The sequence below is a fragment of the Streptomyces araujoniae genome (genome assembly GCF_050871195.1).
In the GTDB taxonomy this organism is placed as follows: Bacteria; Actinomycetota; Actinomycetes; order Streptomycetales; family Streptomycetaceae; genus Streptomyces; species Streptomyces bacillaris.
The window spans coordinates 4,446,531-4,463,796 of record NZ_CP194070.1; the positions used below are offsets into that span (position 1 = coordinate 4,446,531).

At 74.5% G+C, this 17,266-nt stretch carries 14 protein-coding genes and 1 pseudogene; 6 read left to right on the forward strand and 9 right to left on the reverse strand.

Annotated features, from left to right (window positions below):
• Positions 1-18: 18 nt before the first annotated feature.
• The 5 genes from ACQ9ZG_RS19050 to ACQ9ZG_RS19070 all read right to left on the reverse strand — a co-directional run bounded on the left by ACQ9ZG_RS19050 (position 19) and on the right by ACQ9ZG_RS19070 (position 6,229).
• On the reverse strand, positions 19-429 hold the full coding sequence (locus ACQ9ZG_RS19050) for a response regulator (RefSeq protein WP_018489055.1): 411 nt from the start codon (positions 427-429) through the stop codon (positions 19-21).
• Positions 430-505: 76 nt separating this feature from the next.
• Positions 506-2,362, reverse strand: a complete 1,857-nt coding sequence (locus ACQ9ZG_RS19055; RefSeq protein ID WP_499280917.1) for a PP2C family protein-serine/threonine phosphatase — start codon at positions 2,360-2,362, stop codon at positions 506-508.
• A 213-nt stretch (positions 2,363-2,575) separates the two neighbouring features.
• Complete coding sequence (locus ACQ9ZG_RS19060; RefSeq protein ID WP_109916836.1) at positions 2,576-4,135, reverse strand: PTS transporter subunit EIIC; 1,560 nt, start codon at positions 4,133-4,135, stop codon at positions 2,576-2,578.
• A gap of 53 nt (positions 4,136-4,188) precedes the next feature.
• Positions 4,189-5,187: an N-acetylmuramic acid 6-phosphate etherase gene (gene murQ / locus ACQ9ZG_RS19065; protein ID WP_109916837.1), complete on the reverse strand. Its 999-nt coding sequence runs from the start codon at positions 5,185-5,187 to the stop codon at positions 4,189-4,191.
• 124 nt (positions 5,188-5,311) lie between these two features.
• Positions 5,312-6,229 carry a MurR/RpiR family transcriptional regulator gene (locus ACQ9ZG_RS19070; protein ID WP_028419813.1) on the reverse strand — a complete coding sequence of 306 codons (918 nt, stop codon included), beginning with the start codon at positions 6,227-6,229 and terminating at the stop codon, positions 5,312-5,314.
• Between the two features lie 127 nt (positions 6,230-6,356).
• On the opposite strand from ACQ9ZG_RS19070, the gene ACQ9ZG_RS19075 reads away from it, so the two are divergent.
• Positions 6,357-6,725 (forward strand): DUF8819 family protein, encoded by a 369-nt coding sequence (locus ACQ9ZG_RS19075; protein WP_109914175.1) that lies wholly within the window; start codon positions 6,357-6,359, stop codon positions 6,723-6,725.
• Positions 6,722-6,991, forward strand: a complete 270-nt coding sequence (locus ACQ9ZG_RS19080) for a DUF4031 domain-containing protein (RefSeq protein ID WP_018489061.1) — start codon at positions 6,722-6,724, stop codon at positions 6,989-6,991. Before ACQ9ZG_RS19075 ends, ACQ9ZG_RS19080 begins: the two co-directional genes overlap by 4 nt.
• A gap of 109 nt (positions 6,992-7,100) precedes the next feature.
• On the opposite strand, the gene ACQ9ZG_RS19085 is transcribed toward ACQ9ZG_RS19080, so the two are convergent.
• The 3 genes from ACQ9ZG_RS19085 to ACQ9ZG_RS19095 form a co-directional block, all read right to left on the reverse strand.
• Positions 7,101-8,477, reverse strand: coding sequence for a Cmx/CmrA family chloramphenicol efflux MFS transporter (locus ACQ9ZG_RS19085; RefSeq protein ID WP_499281617.1), 1,377 nt, complete (start codon positions 8,475-8,477; stop codon positions 7,101-7,103).
• A 336-nt stretch (positions 8,478-8,813) separates the two neighbouring features.
• Positions 8,814-10,079, reverse strand: a complete 1,266-nt coding sequence (locus ACQ9ZG_RS19090) for a PQQ-binding-like beta-propeller repeat protein (RefSeq protein WP_109916994.1) — start codon at positions 10,077-10,079, stop codon at positions 8,814-8,816.
• A gap of 176 nt (positions 10,080-10,255) precedes the next feature.
• Positions 10,256-10,996 carry an HD domain-containing protein gene (locus ACQ9ZG_RS19095; protein WP_499280919.1) on the reverse strand — a complete coding sequence of 247 codons (741 nt, stop codon included), beginning with the start codon at positions 10,994-10,996 and terminating at the stop codon, positions 10,256-10,258.
• 82 nt (positions 10,997-11,078) lie between these two features.
• On the opposite strand from ACQ9ZG_RS19095, the gene ACQ9ZG_RS19100 reads away from it, so the two are divergent.
• From ACQ9ZG_RS19100 to ACQ9ZG_RS19115, 4 genes and pseudogenes are all read left to right on the forward strand, one after another.
• On the forward strand, positions 11,079-11,780 hold the full coding sequence (locus ACQ9ZG_RS19100; RefSeq protein ID WP_109914460.1) for a maleylpyruvate isomerase family mycothiol-dependent enzyme: 702 nt from the start codon (positions 11,079-11,081) through the stop codon (positions 11,778-11,780).
• A gap of 140 nt (positions 11,781-11,920) precedes the next feature.
• The gene (locus ACQ9ZG_RS19105; RefSeq protein WP_499281618.1) at positions 11,921-12,670 is read left to right on the forward strand and encodes a LamB/YcsF family protein; all 750 of its coding nucleotides are present in this window, start codon (positions 11,921-11,923) and stop codon (positions 12,668-12,670) included.
• A 32-nt stretch (positions 12,671-12,702) separates the two neighbouring features.
• A pseudogene (locus tag ACQ9ZG_RS19110) lies at positions 12,703-13,452 on the forward strand (5-oxoprolinase subunit B family protein); the annotation flags it as partial.
• 326 nt (positions 13,453-13,778) lie between these two features.
• On the forward strand, positions 13,779-14,657 hold the full coding sequence (locus ACQ9ZG_RS19115; RefSeq protein WP_084993295.1) for a 5-oxoprolinase subunit C family protein: 879 nt from the start codon (positions 13,779-13,781) through the stop codon (positions 14,655-14,657).
• Positions 14,658-14,711: 54 nt separating this feature from the next.
• Here the strand turns inward: ACQ9ZG_RS19115 and ACQ9ZG_RS19120 are convergent, their stop codons facing one another.
• On the reverse strand, positions 14,712-17,030 hold the full coding sequence (locus tag ACQ9ZG_RS19120; protein WP_499280922.1) for a heavy metal translocating P-type ATPase: 2,319 nt from the start codon (positions 17,028-17,030) through the stop codon (positions 14,712-14,714).
• Between the last annotated feature and the right edge of the window lie 236 nt (positions 17,031-17,266).

Genomic DNA, 17,266 nt, shown 5'->3' on the forward strand with positions numbered 1-17,266 from the left:
GTTCTTCCATGCCTTCCTCTAGCCCTTCTTCTGGGCGATCCAGAAGTCGACCGCGCCCCGCAGCACGGTCTGGAACAGCTCGAAGTTGACGGGCTTGTAGATGTAGCTGTCGGCCCCCGCCGCGTAGCACGCGTCCTCCTCGGCCGAGGAGGTGGACGAGGTGAAGACCACCACGGTCAGTGTGGCGAGGGCGGCGTGTGCCCGCAGGTTCGACAGGAGCGTCAGGCCGTTGGTGCCCGGCATGTTGAGGTCGAGGAGCACCAGGTCCGGCGTACGCGCGGCGGGGTCGAGGAGGCGCGGGACGACGGTGTCGCTGCGCGGGGCGAACTCCACGCCCAGGGAGGGGTGGGAGCGGGAGAGGGCGCGCTGGATGGCCTCGGTGTCCTCCTCCGAGTCCTCCACGACGAGGATCAGGCCGTCGCTCTTCATCGGGGTGCCGCCTGTCCGCCGTCGGCCGGGGTTCCGCCGGCCCTGGGTTCGGTCCGGATGCTGCTGGTCCGGGTGGTCATCGCAGGGCCGCCTGTTCGAGCCGGTGGTCAGGAGGGAGCAGCCCGGGATCCGGTGGCAGACCGGTCCAGCGGGCCACGAGCAGGGCGATGTCGTCCTGCCCGGAGTCGCGGAAGGCCCGGGCCTGCCGGGCCAGGCTCTCCGCTATGTGCGCGGCGTCCGAGCCGCGCAGGGCGGCGAGCCGGGCGGGCAGGACGCTCTCGAAGAACGTGCCGCCCGCCTCCCGCGACTCGGTGAGCCCGTCGGTGAAGAGCACGAGGGTGTCGTCCGGGGTGAGGCGTTCCTGGTGGCTCTGGTAGGAGACGTCGTCCAGGACGCCGAGGAGGAGCCCGCCGGAGAGCACCTCGGAGACGGTGCCGTCGCCCCGGAGCACCAGGGGCGGGGGGTGCCCGGCGCTGCACGTGCTGAGCAGGACCGTGCCGTCGGACTGGGGCGCCAGGGTCGCGACGACGGCGGTGAGGAAGCGGCTGGCCCGCTCCTGGCGCAGGGCCCGGTTGAGCCGGCTGAGGGCGGTGCCCGCGTCGGTGCCCTCCTCCAGGAGGGTGCGCAGGGTGTGACGGGCCAGGCCGGTGAGGGCGGCGGCCTCCGCGCCGCGGCCGCAGACGTCACCGATGAGCAGGGCGATGGAGCCGTCGGGGCGGAGGACGGCGTCGTAGAAGTCGCCGCCCACGTCGAGCATGGGGTCGCCCACGGCATAGCTCGCGGACAGGTCCCAGCGGTCGGTGACCGGGAGCTGGGAGGGGAGCAGGTGCTCCTGGAGCGAGAGGACGGCCGTGCGCCGCAGCTCGTACAGCAGGGCGTTGTCGATGGCGAGGGCGGCCCGGGTGGCGAGGCTGCGGAGGAAGGCGCTGTCCGGCAGCCGGGCCTCGGGCCGCTGGTAGACGAAGGTGATGGTGCCGAGGACGCGGCCCCGGGCGCGGAGCGGGCTGATGCTGACGACGGTGGGGTGGTGGCCCTCCCCGGCGTCGGCACCGGCACCGGCGTCTGTGCCGGAGGTGGCTGTGGCGGGGGCAGGGACGGGGGCGGCCGGGCCGGTGAAGGGGGAGCCGTCGAGTGCGGCGCCGGTCAGGAACACCGTGTCCTCGTCCTCGCCCCGGCGGGCGAGCAGCTCCGCCAGCCACGGGTCGTCGCGTCCGGCCGCCTCCAGCGCGCGCTGCTGCTGGACGGCGACGTGCGTGGCGGCGACGAACTCGGGCCCCTCGCCGCGCGCCAGGTGGACGAGCGCCCCGTCCGCGACGGCCGGAACGGCGATACGGGCCACTCGCCGCAGGGTGTCCTCCACGTCCAGGGACGAGTCCATCTGGAGCGAGGCCTCGGCCAGCAGCGCGTCGTCCGCGCCCCGCCGGGCCTCGCGGCCGCGCTGGAGGATGCCGGTGTGGCAGGCGACGATGACGTCGACGGCCTGGGTGAGCCGGCTCTCGACCACCGCCAGGTCCGCCGAGGCGTCCACGGCGAGGGCCAGCGCCGCCCAGCCGCGCTGGTCCAGCCGGAAGGTGCAGCTCACCACGGAGCCGCCCGGCGCCTCCCGCAGGAACTCCGCCTCCGGCCACACCGCGTCGTCGAGCCCCGCCGCCTCCAGCCGGTCCACCACGGGTTCGCCGCCCGGCTCCCGTACGGCTGCCCCCGGCATCGACCGGGTCGTCGCGACGATCACCGGGGTGTCGCTCCCGGCGCTCAGGGCCCGCATGTACCGCAGGACCTGCCGGCCGTCCCACCGCGTGCCCACCACACGGTGGACGCCCGGGGTGGCGAGGAGTGGTGCGTAGACGTCGTCCGCCAGCGCCGCGACCTCCTCGGCCCGCGAAGCCGCCTGCCAGAGCCGGTGCAGCGCACTGGACCAAGGGTCATCGACCATGTGCCCCGCCCTCCGGTTCCGTCTCGTCCCCCGTACCGCCTGGTTTTCCGTCCTCGGCCAGTATGACCGGCGGGCCCGGATTCATGCCGTGGGCGTGATCACGGAGGGTAGGGGTGACGGGGGCGGGGCGGGATCTGAGGCTCGGTCCCGGCGGGGCCGGGGGCGCCGGGAGGCCGCCTGGAGAGCCGGGGCCGGGCCCGGGTCCCGCTCCCCTCACACGCCCGCCGGGGCCTTCGCCGGGGAGCCGGGGTCGTTGGGGTTCTGCGGGGTGGTGCCGGCCGGGGTGGGCGGGGTTCGGTGGCCGCCGGTGGCCGCGACCGTGGACGACGGCGGTTCCTGGGAGACGTCGAACTCCGCCAGCAGGTCCTTGCTGAAGCCGAAGAAGTACGTGGCCAGGAAGCCCGCCACATATCCGGCCAGCAGACCGGCGCCGTAGATCGCGATCGTCGGGCCCAGGCCGTGGTTGCCGTCCAGGAGGGGGAACAGGGCCCAGCCGGACGGGCCGATGGCGGTCGAGCCGACCGTGTCGCCGAGCTGGTGGAAGAGGCCGACGAAGCCGCCGCCGAACGCGCCGCCCACGCACGCCGTGACGAACGGGCGGCCGAGCGGGAGCGAGACGCCGTAGATCAGGGGTTCGCCGACGCCCAGCAGGCCGGCCGGGAGCGCGGACCTGATGGTGCGGCGGATCGACTCGTTGCGGGGGAGGCGGACGTACACCGCCATCGCCGCGCCCACCTGGCCCGCGCCCGCCATCGCCAGGATCGGGAGCAGGACCGTGTAGCCCTGCTGCTCGATGAGGGTCGTGTGGATCGGGATCAGCGCCTGGTGCAGGCCCAGCATGACCAGGGGGAGGAACAGGCCGCCGAGGACGAAGCCCGCGCCCGCGCCGCCGTTGGAGAGCAGCCAGTCGGCGAACGTGCCGATGGCGGAGGACACCTCGCCCGCCACGTACATCAGGCCGAAGATCGTCACCAGGCCGGAGATCAGCACCGTCAGCGTCGGGGTGACCAGGACGTCCAGCGCCTCCGGAACCCATCGCCGGCACCACTTCTCCACGTACACCGCGAGCACCGCCGCCCCCAGCGCGCCGAGCACACCGCCCTGGCCGGGCGAGAGCGTCTGGCCGAACGCGTCGATCTTCGCCACCCCCGGGAACACGATGATCGCCGCCACCGCACCGCCCAGGATCGGCGTGCCGCCGAACTCCTTCGCCGTGTTGTAGCCCACGAACACCGCGATCAGCGCCATGAACCCGGACGCCATCGCCGCCAGTGCGGGCGTCACGGCGGGCAGCCACCCGAGGTTCAGCAGCAGGCCGTTCAGGCCCGCGATGATCCCGCAGCCGATCAGGGCCGGGATCAGGGGGACGAAGATGTTGGCGATCCGGCGCAGGAACAGCTTGAAGGGGGTGGCGTTCCGCGCCTTCTGCTCCGCCTTGATGGCCGCGCCCTGGGCCGCCAGACCGTCGGCCGTGGAGGGCTCGTCCGGAGCCGGTGCCGGAGCCGTTTCGCGGGCCTCCGCCACCAGGCGCTCGAACTCCGGTGTCACCCGCGCCACCGTGCCCGGTCCCAGCACGATCTGGTACGTCTCGTCCTCCACCACGCCCATCACGGCGGGCAGGGCCTTCAGCGCCTCGTCGTCCACCAGGGAGCGGTCGCGCAGGCCCAGGCGGAGCCGGGTCATGCAGTGGGCGATGGAGCCGACGTTCGCGGCGCCGCCGACGAGCGGGAGGATCGCGGCGGCGGTGGCGCTGTTCTTGTCTTCTGTGGCCATGGTGCTCGGTGCCTTGCTGTGCGGGGGTGTGGTGCAGGGGGGGAGTGGGTGGGTCAGGTGGCGGTGGTGGGTCCGGCGTCCAGCGCCCTGCGCAGGTGGCCGTCCGACTCCGCCAGCCGCTCGGCCGCCGCCGCCGCGTCGACCCGGCCGAGGATCACCAGGATCGCGTGCTTCACCTCGCCGTCCGTGGCGGCGAGCGCGGCCTCGATCTCGGCGTCGGACGCGCCCGTGGCGAGGGAGACGATGTGCCGGGAGCGGGCCCGCAGCTTCTCGTTGGAGGCGCGGACGTCGACCATGAGGTTCCCGTACGTCTTGCCCAGCCGGATCATCGTGATGGTCGAGATCATGTTGAGCACCAGCTTCTGGGCCGTGCCCGCCTTCAGCCGGGTGGAGCCGGTGAGCAGTTCCGGGCCGGTGACGATCTCCAGGCCGTGTTCCGCGGCGGCGGCCAGCGCCGAACCCGCGTTGCAGGAGAGGCCGACGGTCAGGGCGCCCTGCGCGCGGGCGTGCTCGACCGCGCCGATCGCGTACGGCGTACGGCCCGAGGCGGAGATCCCGACCACCGTGTCGTCCGCCGTCAGCTTCAGCGCGTCCAGGTCGGCGGCGGCCAGCTCCTTGCTGTCCTCGGCGCCCTCGACGGCCTTCACCATGGCGGACGGGCCGCCCGCGATCAGGCCGACGACCTCCGACGGGTCGGTGTTGAAGGTGGGCGGGCACTCGCTGGCGTCCAGTACTCCGAGCCTCCCCGCCGTGCCCGCACCCGCGTAGATCAGCCGCCCGCCCCGGGCCATCCGCCCGGCGGCGGCGTCGATGGCCGCGGCGATCTCCGGGAGGCGCTCGGCCACGGCGGCCGGGACGGTGGCGTCCTCTCCGTTCATCAGCCGCGCGATCTCCGCCGTGGACAGCCGGTCGATCTCGGCCAGCTCGGGGCGGAACGCCTCGGTGGCGAGCGTGGCCAGCTGGGCGCGCAGTTCGCCGTAGCCCGCGGGCGAGGCGGGCGAGGCGGGCGTGCCAGGAGTGTCGGTGGTGGGGCCGTCGGTGGTGGAGGTCATGGTGTGGGCCGCTCTGCTTTCTCGGTGTCGTACGCGTACGGGTGGTGCGTGGCCCGCCCGGGGCCAGGAGGTACGGGGGCGGTGCGGGCCGTCCGTCCCGGGCCGGGCCGGGGAGGGGCAGGGGTCAGCGGGCGCGCGGCGCGTGGCGGTGGGCCAGCGCCTCGTAGGAGGCGGCGAGGGCGGGTGCGGCCGTCTCGTACGTCCGCTGGGCCACGCCGATGAACAGGCAGTCCACGACCAGCAGCTGGCTCGTCCGGCTGGACATGGCGGCGGGCCGCAGCTCGCTCTCGCGGGCCGTGGACGTGGTCAGCACATGGTCCGCGTACTGCGACACGGGCCCGTCGGGCCGCCCGGTGATCGCCACCGTCGTCGCCCCCCGGTCGAACGCCACCCGCAGCGGCTCGATGACGTCCCCGGTCGAGCCCGAGTGCGTGATGGCTATCGCCACATCGCCCGCGCGCAGCTGCACGGCGTTGGTGACCGCCAGGTGCGGGTCGGTGTGCGCGTGGGCTATCAGCCCGATCCGGAGCAGCTTCTGCGCCAGGTCCTGGCCGACGAGGGAGGAGGCCCCCACCCCGTAGATGTCGATGCGGCGGGCGGCCGACGCGGCGGCCACGACCGCGCCCAGCTGCACGGTGTCCAGCCCGGCGGCGGTGTCCGCGAGCGTCTGCTGCTCGTCGAAGGCCAGCTTGGCGACGACCTCCGCGATCGGGTCGTCCACCGCGATGTCCGCCGTGACGGCGGGGGACCGGCCCGACTCCTGGTGCGCGGCGAGCCCGGCCAGGGCGAGGCGCAGGTCCCGGTAGCCGGGGTAGCCGAGGAGGCGGGCGGTGCGGACGACGGTCGCCTCGCTGGTGCCGGTGCGCTCGGCGAGACCGGTGACGGTGAGGGCGGCGCAGCCGGCCGGGTCCCCCGCGACGGCTTCGGCGACCAGCTGCATGGAGCGGGTCATGGACGGCGCGAGCGTCCGCACCTTCGCGGCGAGGGCCGCGGGGGCGGGCGGGGAGTCGCCGCTGAAAATTTCCTTCACGTCTTGGGTCACATCTGAAAGGTATTTTCAACGCGGGGGTGCGTCAACCCCTCATGACCCCCTGGTGAACCCCTCCTGGCCCCCTGGTGGTCCGTACCTCTGGCAGTGCTTCCCCCGCCCCCGGCGCACAATGGGGAGCATGGAGCTGAACCCCCTGGAGCAGGCACTGCACTCCGCCCGCGCACTGGTCATGGCCGATCTCGTCGCGGGCGATGTCGCCGAGGCCGACGTCGTCTCGTTCGTCGAGGACGCGGTGACGCACCGCCGGTGGTGGGTCGAGCAGTGGCCCGAGGGCGCGGAGTTCGTCGCCGGGCTGATCGCCCAGGACGTGCAGGACGCCCTGCTGGAGAAGTACGGGCGGTGGCCGCTCTGCCCCGCCTGCCCGGAGGACGAGCCGCACGCGCTCGACGTCGAGCCGGAGCTGGGGCCCGATCCCCACTGGGTGTGCACCAAGGCGGCCGTGGCCGTGGCGCCGGTGGGGGAGCTGGGCGGGGTAGCGCGGCGGTGACCCTCTACATCGACCCGCCCACCTGGCCCGGCCACGGCCGTCTCTGGTCGCACCTGGTCAGCGATGTGTCCTTCGAGGAACTGCACACCTTCGCCGCCGCGATCGGCTGCCCGCCGCGCGCCTTCGAGCGCGACCACTACGACGTGCCGGAGACGTACTACGCCGATGCCGTACGGGCCGGGGCCCGGGAGATCGGCTCGAAGGAACTGGTGCGCCGCCTCACCGCCGCCGGGCTCCGGCGGCCCAAGGGGCGGGCGGCTCCCTAGGACCCGGGGTGCCTGGGCTGCTCGGGGTGCCTGGGTCGCCCGGGGTGCCCGGGCCGCTCGGGTCGCCCAAGGAGCTTGGGGGGCGTGCCGAGGGCGGCCGCCCGGTCGGTCAGGAAGTGCCGCCCGTCGCACAGTCGGCCGCTTCGACCCCCGCCGGGCGGCCGGGACGCGCCGATTCCGTACGGTCCGGGTGCGCCGACCCCGTACGGTCCGCGCCCGCCGACCCCGTACGCACGGACCGTCCCTCGTCGGCCGCAGCCCCCGCCCCGTCCGAGGCCCCAGCCCTGTCCGAGGCTCCCGCCCCGCTCTTCGCGATCAGGCGCGAGCGCGACGGGCCGTCCCCGCCGCGCTGGAGCCGCAGCGAGACCGCCACCGCCGCCAGGGCCACGACCAGCATCGCCGCGCCCGCCCACGCCGTCGCCGCGAAGCCGAAGTCCGCGTCGATCACCGTGCCGCCCAGCCACGGGCCTGCCGTGTTGCCCAGGTTGAACGCGGCCGTCGTCGTGGCCCCGGCCAGCGTCGGGGCGGCCCCGGCCACGTTGAACATCCGGGCGTTGAGCGCCGGGGCCGTGTAGAACGCCGACAGGCCCAGCAGGAACGCCAGCGCCACCACCGCGACCTGGCTGGAGGCGAAGAGGGCCAGCGCCGCCAGGAAGGCCGTGGAGGCCGTGATGCCGCTCAGCAGCACCCCGAAGAGGTGGGCGTCCGCGACCCGGCCGCCGATCGTCGTACCGATCAGCGCGCCGACCCCGAAGAGGCCGAGGATCCACGGCACCCAGCCCGAGTCCAGGCCCGCCACATCCGTCAGGACCGGCGCCAGATAGCTGAACGCGCAGAAGACCCCGCCCGCCGCGAGCGCGGTGATCACGACCGCCAGCCAGACCTGCCGGTCCCGGTAGATCGCCAGCTCCCGCCGCAGCTCCGGCTTCCGCTCCGGCAGCGGGATGTGCGGGATACGGGTGACGACCCCGACCAGCGCCACCGCCGACGCCACGCCCACCGCCCAGAACGCCGACCGCCAGCCGAGGTGCTCACCGAGGAACGCCCCCATCGGCACGCCCAGCACATTGGCGATCGAGAGGCCGCCGATCATCACGGCCATCGCCCGGGCCCGCTGGTTCACCGGGACCATCGCGATGGCCACCGCGGCCCCGACCGCCCAGAAGCCCGCGCAGGCGAGCGCGCTCACCACCCGGGAGGCGAAGAGCACCTCGTACGTCGGAGCCAGCGCACCCGCCACCTGCCCCAGGCCGAAGACCGAGATCAGCGCGATCAGGGTCGTCCGGCGCGGCAGCCGCAGCGTGGCCACGGCGAGCAGCGGGGCGCCGACCACCATGCCGATCGCGAAGGCGGATATGAGGAGTCCGGCTTGCGGGATCGAGACGTTCATGTCGTCCGCGATCGGTGGCAGCAGGCCCGACAGCATGAACTCACTGGTGCCGAGGGCGAAGACCGAGAGGCCGAGGATGTATACGGCGAGCGGCATGGGTGTGCGGCGGCGGGAGGTGGAGTCGGGCATGACTCGTCCCAACGCCGGAGAACGCCCGCGCATTCCCGGGGCCCGGCCTTGAACCCGGGGTTCTCCGGCGCCGGAGAACCCCGCGCATGCTCGGGGCCCGGCCTTGGGCCCCGGGTCTCGGGTCTCGGTCCCGGGTCCCCGGGAATGGGTCCCAGTCCCAGGGAATGGGACCCGGTCGCCGGGGCCGCACCGGCGCTGGACCCCGTGCCCCGGTTCCGGATCCCTCCGGCTGCCGGAGCGGCTGCGGACCGTCCGCCGGACCGTCCGCCGGACCGTCCGCCGGACCGTCCGCCGGACCGGCCGTTACGCGGCGGGCAGCGCGTGCAGCTTCTTGCCGTGCAGGGCGAAGACGTTCCGGCCGTCGGTGGCCACCAGCCACGCGTGGTAGTCGCCGGACTTGTCGTTGAACGTCCAGCGCAGCTCGCCGCTCTCCGCGTCGAAGGCGTGGACACCGCCCTTCTCGTCCAGGTCGGTGGCCCCGTAGAGGGTCGAGCCGACGCGGACGAACTGCCGGGGCACCTGCCCGCCCGACTCCTTGAGGCTCGTCGACCGCCAGACGCTCTTTCCGGTCGCCGGCTCGATCGCCCGGAGCGTCCGCCCGCTGTCCGCGATGTAGAGGACGCCGTCCAGGACGGCCGGCTCGCTGAAGGTGGTGAACTGCCCGGCCTCCACGGACCACTTCTCCCTGCCGTCGGCGAGGGCGAAGGCCTGGAGCCGCTGCCCCTGCGGGACGATCACCAGGTCCTCGTGCACGGCGAAGGGGCCGTAACTCGTCTTCGTCGTCTTCTGCGTCCACACCTGCCGGCCGGTGGCGGTGTCGCGGACGGTGAGGTTCTTCTTGAAGTCCGTGTAGACCAGGTAGCGGCCCCGGACGGCGGCGTGGATCCCGTTCTGCTGGGTGCCGAGGTCGCGCTGTTCCTTCCAGACGACCTTGCCCGTACGGCTGTTGAGCGCGGCGATCACATTCGTACGGGAGGAGTGGTCGGCCTCCAGGATCTCCGCGATGACGTACACCTGCTGCTCGTCCACCGCGACCGGCATCGGCTGGCGGTACTCCTTGCCCAGGTGGCTGCGCCAGGATTCCTCGCCGGTGGCCGGGGCGTACCCGACGACGTTGCCGTCGTACTTCCCGCTGGCCAGATACAGGGTCCCGGCGCCCAGCAGCAGCGGTGCGCCGGGGACCGCGCCGCCCGCCAGCGACCAGCGCGTCCCGCCGTTCGCCCCCTCCAGGGCGGCCAGCGGGTCACCGCTCGCTATCACCACGCCGTCGACGGCGACGAGTTCGTCGTTGTCCCCGTAGGTCTGGGCGGAGGTGGACTTCGTCCACAGGGGGGCGGGGGCCCGGCCGTCCTCGGCGCCCTTGCCGTCCCCCGTGCCCGTGCCGGCGCCGGGAGAGGCGGTGCGCGGCGGCGGAACGCTGCCTTCGCCGCCGGTCGAGAGGTCGTCCTCGCAGCCGGTCAGCCCGGCCCCGAGCGCCGTCATCGTGAGCCCGGCCCCGGCCAGGCGGAGTATTCGCCGCCGTGAATATCCGCCGGCCGCCGTGCCGTCTGCCGCGTTCCCCTTGGACATGGAGTCGTACCCCCGTGGAGTCATCAGAGTGTGTGCAACTGCGATGCCAGACGTTAGCGTTCGTGACGCGTCACGGGCCGGGGCAGGTCATGACCGGAACAACTCCGTGAAGGAACCGGAACATTTGCCGATCACCTGCGTCCGAACCGATCGCCGGCGTCCGCACCGACCGCCGGTCACCGCCCACCGGACGGTTCCAGCAGCTCCAGCTCCGTCGCCAGGTTGTGCCGGGCCCGCTCCTCCCACTCCGCCGCCCCGTACGGCGTACGGAACAGCCTCGGCAGCGCCAGGAGTTGCCGCAGCACCGCCGCCCGCCCCGCCCTGAACGCCTCGTCGGGGACGAACCCGTACTCCTCCCGCACCTGCGCCGCGTAGTCCGCGTACTCCTGCGGGCCGCCCGCCAGCACCGCCAGGTCCGCATCGCACAGCACCTCGCCGTCACGGTCCCCCTCGGCCGGGTCGTGCGTCACGGTGAGCCGCACCAGCCGCGCCACCTCCGCCGTCACCGCCTCGCCCACCCCCGCCTCGGGCAGCGCCCGTTCGGCGAGGGCGGCGCTGCGCTCCTCGTTCTCCGTCCGGTCGGGCCGGTACACCGCGTCGTGGAACCAGGCGGCCAGCCGTACCGCGTGCACGTCGTCGGCGTACGGGGCGAGGGTGTCGATCCGGTCCAGCACCGCCGTCAGATGGGCGGTGGTGTGGTAGCGCCGCTGAGGTTCGGCCCACCGGGCGAGAAGGTTCTCGGCGTACGGGAGGGGGTCGGGGCCCTCCGCCCCCGCGCGGGCGGCGAGCAGCGTCTCCCGCCAGCGGTCGGCCGGATCGGCGGGGCCGGGCAGGTCGGCCGGGTCGGCGAGGCCCGCCGGCTCGGGCAGGCCGGGCAGGTCGGCGGGGGCGTCATGGGGGCGCGGGCTGTCCGTCATGGGACGACCCTAGAGGCTGAGTCCCGGACGGATTCCGGCATCCCGCCGCGACCGGCGGCCTCCCTGCGGTTGGCTGAGAGCCATGACTTCTGCTCCCGTACGCGACCCCGAACTCCCCGGCCTGCTCCTGCGCACCGAGCGCGACGCCCTCCTCCCCCTCCTCCGCGCCACCCCGGAGTCGGCGTACGACCTCCGCACCGCGTGCCCCGGCTGGACCGTCCGCCATGTCCTCGCGCACTGCGCCGCCGCCCTGACCCGGGTGGTCGAGGACCGACTGGAGAAAGGGGTGTTCTCGCCCGAGTCCAACGAACGGGACATCGAGGAGCGGGCCGGGCTGCCCCTTCCCGCCCTCCTGGACGAGTTGGAGCGCGGGATGACCGAGGCCGGTCCGGTGATCGCCGCTGCGGGCGGGAAGCTGGACGGCGTCGCGCTCGGCGAGTGGGTGCACGCCGGTGATGTGCGCGAGGCGTGGGGGCTCGACGGGGCGTACGCCGGGCGCGGACTGCCGTACGCCCTGGGGCTGCTGGAGGGGGTGGCGTACCGGAAGGAGATGCCCCGGACCGTGGTCGAGGTGACGGGGGCGGAACCTGCGGGCTGGGAGGAGCCCCGCCCGGTCGGCGTCCCGTCGCCCGAGGGCCGTCCGCCCGGCCGCTTTCGGGGCGACGCGCCCACCCTGATCCGGCTGTACGCGAACCGGCCGCTGGTCGGCACGCGGTACGAGCTGCACGGCGTACGGGAGGGCGACCTGCGCCTCTTCGACAGCCCGCCGAAGCTGGACGACTGAGGGCGCGGGAACCCGGGCCGGGGGCAAGAGGGCGGAGGGTGAGGGGTGGGGACCAGGGGCGGGGACCAGCGCGGGGTTTCCGCCCCTCGGACCGGGCCTTGTCGGCCGGGAGCGCGGTCAATAGCGTGCGGCTGGTGAAGATGGACCTGAACGCGGATCTGGGCGAGGGCTTCGGCCGCTGGACCCTGACCGACGACGAAGCGCTCCTCGCCTGTGTCACCAGCGCCAACGTGGCGTGCGGCTTCCACGCCGGCGACGCCTCCGTCATGCGGCGGGTCTGCGACGCGGCGGCGGCGCGTGGCGTACGGATCGGGGCCCAGGTCTCCTACCGGGACCTGGCCGGGTTCGGGCGCCGGTCGATGGACGTGCCGCCCGACGAACTGGCCGCCGAGGTCGCGTACCAGATCGGCGCCCTGCGGGTGTTCGCGGAGGCCGCCGGTTCCACCGTCTCGTACGTCAAACCGCACGGCGCCCTCTACAACCGGACCGTCCACGACGAGCAGCAGGCCGCCGCCGTCGTCGCGGGCGTCCGGCTCGCGGGCGGCGGCCTCACCGTCCTCGGGCTGCCCGGCTCCCACCTCCTCTCCCATGCCTCCGCCGCCGGGCTGCCCGCCGTGGAGGAGGCCTTCGCGGACCGGGCGTACACCGCGCGCGGCACGCTGGTCCCGCGCGGCGAGCCGGGTGCGGTGGTGCACGACGCCGACGAGGTCGTGCGCCGGAGCGTCGGCCTGGCGCTCGACCGGGCGGTCACCGGGGCGGACGGCGGCCGCGTCCCCGTCGAGGCCCGCTCGCTCTGCGTCCACGGCGACACCCCGGGCGCCGCCGCCATCGCCCGCCGGGTGCGGGCCGCGCTGGAGAAGGCGGGCGTACGGGTGGAGGCGTTCACGTGACCCCGGGGCAGGCCCTGGAGGCCGACGGGACCGTGACTCCGGGGCAGGCCCTGGAGGCCGACGGGATACGGGTGCTGCCCGCCGGTCCGTACGCGCTCCTCGTCGAACTCGCCGACGGGGAACGCGCGGAGGCCTTCCACGCCGAGCTGCTCCGCCGCCGTGAGCGGGGCGCACTCCCCGGCGTACGCGAGATCGTGCCGGGCGCCCGGACCGTGCTGCTCGACGGTATCGAGGACGGTGACGGGCGGATTTCCGCAGGCCGCGACCGGCCCTCCCGCGACCGTTCCGCCGCCCGCGACCGTCCTGCGGCCCGCGACCGTTCCGCCGCCCGCGACCGCCTCGCCCGTGACCTCCTCTCCTGGGCCGTCCCGCCCCTGCGCCGGGAGGAGCGGGACGCCGTCGAGATCCCCGTCGTGTACGACGGGCCCGATCTGGCGGAGGTCGCCGCGCTCTGGGGCGTCGGGGTCGACGAGGTGCCCGGACTCCACTCCCGTACCGCGTTCCGGGTGGCGTTCTGCGGGTTCGCGCCCGGGTTCGGGTACCTCGCCGGGCTGCCCGAGCGCCTGCATGTGCCCCGGCGTGCGACCCCGCGTACGAGGGTTCCGGCCGGGTCGCTGGCCCTCGCCGGGCCGTACACCGGGGTCTACCCGCGCCCTTCGCCCGGCGGCTGGCAGCTGATCGGGCGGCTGGCGGACCCGGCACCCGCCCTGTGGGACCCGGCCAGGGAACCGGCGGCGCTGCTGGCGCCGGGCACCCGGGTGCGGTTCGTGCCCGTGCCGGCGCCGGTGCCCGCACAAGCGCCCGCGCCCGTACAAGCGCCTGCGCCGACGCCCGCACAAGCGCCGGCGCCCGCACAAGCGCCGGCGCCCGCACAAGCGCCGGTGCCCGCACAAGCGCCGGTGCCCGCACAAGCGCCGGTGCCCGCGCACACGCCGACGGCGGCTCACGCCCCCGCGCAGGCCCCCGCCCCCGCGCAGGCCCCCGCCCCCGCGCAGGCCCCCGCCCCCGCCCCCGCTCACGCCGCTGCCTCCGCGCCGGTGGCAGCCCCGGCGGCCGTTCCCGCGCAGGCGACGGCCCCCGTACCCAAGTCCCGTACGGAGAGTGGCCGATGACCTCCGCAGCACGGGGTGGCCTTCTCCACGTCGTCCGCCCCGGCGCCCTCACCACCGTCCAGGACGCCGGCCGGCCCGGCTGGGCGCATCTCGGCGTCGGGCGGGCCGGAGCGCTGGACGCGCCCGCCGCCCGGCTGGCCAACCGGCTCGTCGGCAACGCGCCGGGCGCCGCCCTCCTGGAGACCACGGTCACCGGGTGCGCGGTCCGCCCCGACCGGCCCGTGGTGGCCGTCGTCGGCGGTGCGGGGTGCCGGGTGAGCGTCGACGGGCGGCCGGTGGCGTGGGGCGCCCCCGTCCGGGTCCCCGCGGGCGCGGTGCTGGACGTGGGCCCCGCGCTCGACGGCGTACGCGGCTATCTGGCGTTCGCGGGCGGCCTGGTGCCGGAACCGGTCCTGGGCAGCCGCTCCGCCGACCTCCTCTCGGGGCTCGGCCCGGCCCCCCTGCGCGCGGGCGACACGCTGCCCCTGGGGGAACCGGCCGGGGATCCGCCGGACGCCGAAGGCCCCACCCCCTGGCCCGGCGCCCCCGCCGAACTGGTGCTGCCCCTCCATCCCGGCCCGCGCCACACGTGGTTCACGCCCGCCGCCCTCCGTACGCTCACCACCGCCGCCTACCGGGTCTCCCCGCACAGCAACCGCATCGGCCTCCGCACCGAGGGCCCGGCCCTGGAGCGGGCCCGGGACGGTGAACTGCCCAGCGAGGGGATGGTGTTGGGCGCGGTCCAGGTGCCCCCGGACGGGCGGCCCGTGGTCTTCCTCAACGACCATCCGACGACCGGGGGGTACCCGGTCGTCGGCGTCGTGGCGGAAACCGCCCTCGCCGGGGCGGCGCAGGCGGTTCCGGGGACGCGGGTGCGGTTCGTCGTACGGGCGTGAGGCACCCCGTACGTACGGGCGGCAGCCCCGCCGCGCACGGTTACCCGTATCCCCTCACGCCCCCTTGAAGCCGCGCAGCCGCAGCGAGTTGCCGACCACGAACACCGACGAGAACGCCATCGCGGCCCCGGCGATCATCGGGTTGAGCAGCCCCGCCGCCGCCAGCGGCAGCGCGCCGACGTTGTAGGCGAAGGCCCAGAACAGGTTCGTCCGGATCGTGGAGAGGGTGCGGCGCGCGAGCCGGATGGCGTCGGCGGCGGCCCGCAGGTCTCCCCGTACGAGGGTGAGGTCACCGGCCTCGATCGCGGCGTCCGTCCCCGTGCCCATGGCCAGGCCCAGATCGGCCTGGGCGAGGGCGGCGGCGTCGTTGACCCCGTCACCGACCATGGCGACGCTCCGGCCCTCCGCCTGGAGGCGCTTGACGACGTCGACCTTGTCCTCGGGCATGACCTCCGCGAACACCTGCCCGGCGTCGATGCCTACCTCGGCGGCGACCGCCTCCGCGACGGCCCGGTTGTCGCCGGTGAGGAGGATCGGGGTGAGCCCGAGGGCGCGCAGCCGCTCGACGGCCTCGGCGCTGGTCTCCTTCACCGCGTCCGCGACCTCCAGGACCGCGCGCGCCTCGCCGTCCCAGGCGACCGCGATCGCCGTCCGCCCGGCGCTCTCCGCCTCGGCCTTGGCGCGGGCCAGGCTCTCCGGCAGCCGGATCTCCCACTCGGCCAGCAGCTTCTCCCGGCCGACGAGGACGGCGTGGCCGTCGACGACTCCCTGGACGCCGAGTCCGGGGATGTTGGTGAAGTCCTCGGGGGTGGGGAGGGCCGCCCCGCCGAGGCGTTCGACGGCGCCTGCGGCCACTGCCTGCGCGATGGGGTGTTCGGAGGAGTGCTCCACCGCACCGGCGAGGCGCAGAACGTCGTTCTCGTCGGTGCCTTCGGTGGTGTGGGCGCCGAGCAGCGTCATCTTGCCGGTGGTGATCGTGCCGGTCTTGTCGAGGACGATGGTGTCGACTTGGCGGGTGGTTTCGAGGACTTCGGGGCCCTTGATGAGGATGCCGAGCTGGGCGCCGCGTCCGGTGCCGACCATGAGGGCGGTGGGGGTCGCCAGGCCCAGTGCGCAGGGGCAGGCGATGATCAGGACGGCGACGGCTGCGGTGAAGGCGGCGGTGGGTCCGGCGCCGCTGCCGAGCCAGAAGCCGAGGGTTGCCAGGGCGAGGGCGATGACGATGGGGACGAAGACGGCGGAGATGCGGTCGGCGAGGCGTTGGGCTGCGGCTTTGCCGTTCTGTGCGTCTTCGACCAGGCGGGCCATGCGGGCGAGTTGGGTGTCGGAGCCGATGCGGGTGGCTTCGATGAGGAGGCGGCCGCCGGCGTTGATGGTGGCGCCGGTGACGGTGTCTCCGGCGGCGACTTCGACGGGCACGGATTCACCGGTGAGCATGGAGGCGTCGACGGCGGAGGTGCCCTCGGTGACGGTGCCGTCGGTGGCGATCTTCTCCCCGGGCCGGACCACGAACCGGTCCCCGACCTGGAGTTCGGCGGTCGGCACGGTCACCTCACGGCCGTCCCGCAGCAGCGTGACCTCCTTCGCGCCCAGCTCCATCAGGGCCCGGAGCGCGGCCCCGGCCTTCCGCTTGGAGCGGGCCTCGAACCAGCGCCCGGCGAGGATGAAGGCGGTCACCCCGGCGGCGGCTTCGAGGTAGATGTTCCCGGCACCGTCCGTGCGCGCGATGGTCAGCTCGAACGGGTGGGTCATCCCGGTCATGCCCGCCGTACCGAAGAACAGCGCCCACACCGACCAGAGGAACGCGGCCGACGTGCCGACCGAGACCAGCGTGTCCATCGTCGCCGCGCCGTGCTTGAGGTTGGTCCAGGCGGCACGGTGGAAGGGCCAGCCCGCGTAGACGACGACGGGGGCGGCGAGCGTCAGGGAGAGCCACTGCCAGTTGTCGAACTGGAGGGCCGGGACCATCGCCATCGCGATGACGGGAACGGAGAGGACGAGCGAGGTGATCAGGCGCTGGCGCAGGGCGGTGAGCCCGTCGTCGGGTTCGGACTCCGCCTCGTCCGTGCCGGGGGCGTCCCGCCTCGTCTCCGGGGGCGGCGGTGGCTGAGCGGTGTAGCCGGTGGCCTCGACGGTGGAGATCAGGTCCTGTACGGAGACGTCGTCGTCCCGGTACGTCACCTTGGCCTTCTCGGTGGCGTAGTTGACGGTCGCCTCCACACCGTCCATCCGGTTGAGCTTCTTCTCGATCCGGGCCGCGCAGGAGGCGCAGGTCATGCCGCCGATGGCCAGCTCGACGGAGGCGGAGGCGGAGCCGGGGGCGGGGGCGGAACCGCGGGAGGTGCCGCTGGGGGTGGCGGAGCGGGTGGTCATGGGTCCTCCTCGGAGCGGTCCCTGGGGTACGCGGGTCTCCGGGGCCTTCCGGCCTCCGACCCCGTCCTTATACCCCTAGGGGGTATCTCTTCCTCTCTCCATGTATACCCCCCACCCCTATGAAGCGCAAGGCGCGCCGGGAGGTGCCTGCCGTGCCGGGTCGCACCATTCCGCGATCATGCGTTCAGGTGGAAGGCTGCGCGGCCGCTCGGCCGCCCCGTAGTCTGGCCATTGGA

Excerpts from the sequence above, each read along its gene's own strand:
- ACQ9ZG_RS19120 (WP_499280922.1), bottom strand. The coding sequence starts at position 17,030 with ATGACCACCCGCTCCGCCACCCCCAGCGGCACCTCCCGCGGTTCCGCC.
- ACQ9ZG_RS19075 (WP_109914175.1), top strand. The coding sequence starts at position 6,357 with ATGGAGCTGAACCCCCTGGAGCAGGCACTGCACTCCGCCCGCGCACTG.
- ACQ9ZG_RS19085 (WP_499281617.1), bottom strand. The coding sequence starts at position 8,477 with ATGCCGCTCGCCGTATACATCCTCGGCCTCTCGGTCTTCGCCCTCGGC.
- ACQ9ZG_RS19095 (WP_499280919.1), bottom strand. The coding sequence starts at position 10,996 with ATGACGGACAGCCCGCGCCCCCATGACGCCCCCGCCGACCTGCCCGGC.
- ACQ9ZG_RS19115 (WP_084993295.1), top strand. The coding sequence starts at position 13,779 with ATGACCTCCGCAGCACGGGGTGGCCTTCTCCACGTCGTCCGCCCCGGC.
- ACQ9ZG_RS19050 (WP_018489055.1), bottom strand. The coding sequence starts at position 429 with ATGAAGAGCGACGGCCTGATCCTCGTCGTGGAGGACTCGGAGGAGGAC.
- ACQ9ZG_RS19090 (WP_109916994.1), bottom strand. The coding sequence starts at position 10,079 with ATGTCCAAGGGGAACGCGGCAGACGGCACGGCGGCCGGCGGATATTCA.
- ACQ9ZG_RS19060 (WP_109916836.1), bottom strand. The coding sequence starts at position 4,135 with ATGGCCACAGAAGACAAGAACAGCGCCACCGCCGCCGCGATCCTCCCG.
- ACQ9ZG_RS19105 (WP_499281618.1), top strand. The coding sequence starts at position 11,921 with ATGGACCTGAACGCGGATCTGGGCGAGGGCTTCGGCCGCTGGACCCTG.
- ACQ9ZG_RS19055 (WP_499280917.1), bottom strand. The coding sequence starts at position 2,362 with ATGGTCGATGACCCTTGGTCCAGTGCGCTGCACCGGCTCTGGCAGGCG.
- murQ (WP_109916837.1), bottom strand. The coding sequence starts at position 5,187 with ATGACCTCCACCACCGACGGCCCCACCACCGACACTCCTGGCACGCCC.
- ACQ9ZG_RS19100 (WP_109914460.1), top strand. The coding sequence starts at position 11,079 with ATGACTTCTGCTCCCGTACGCGACCCCGAACTCCCCGGCCTGCTCCTG.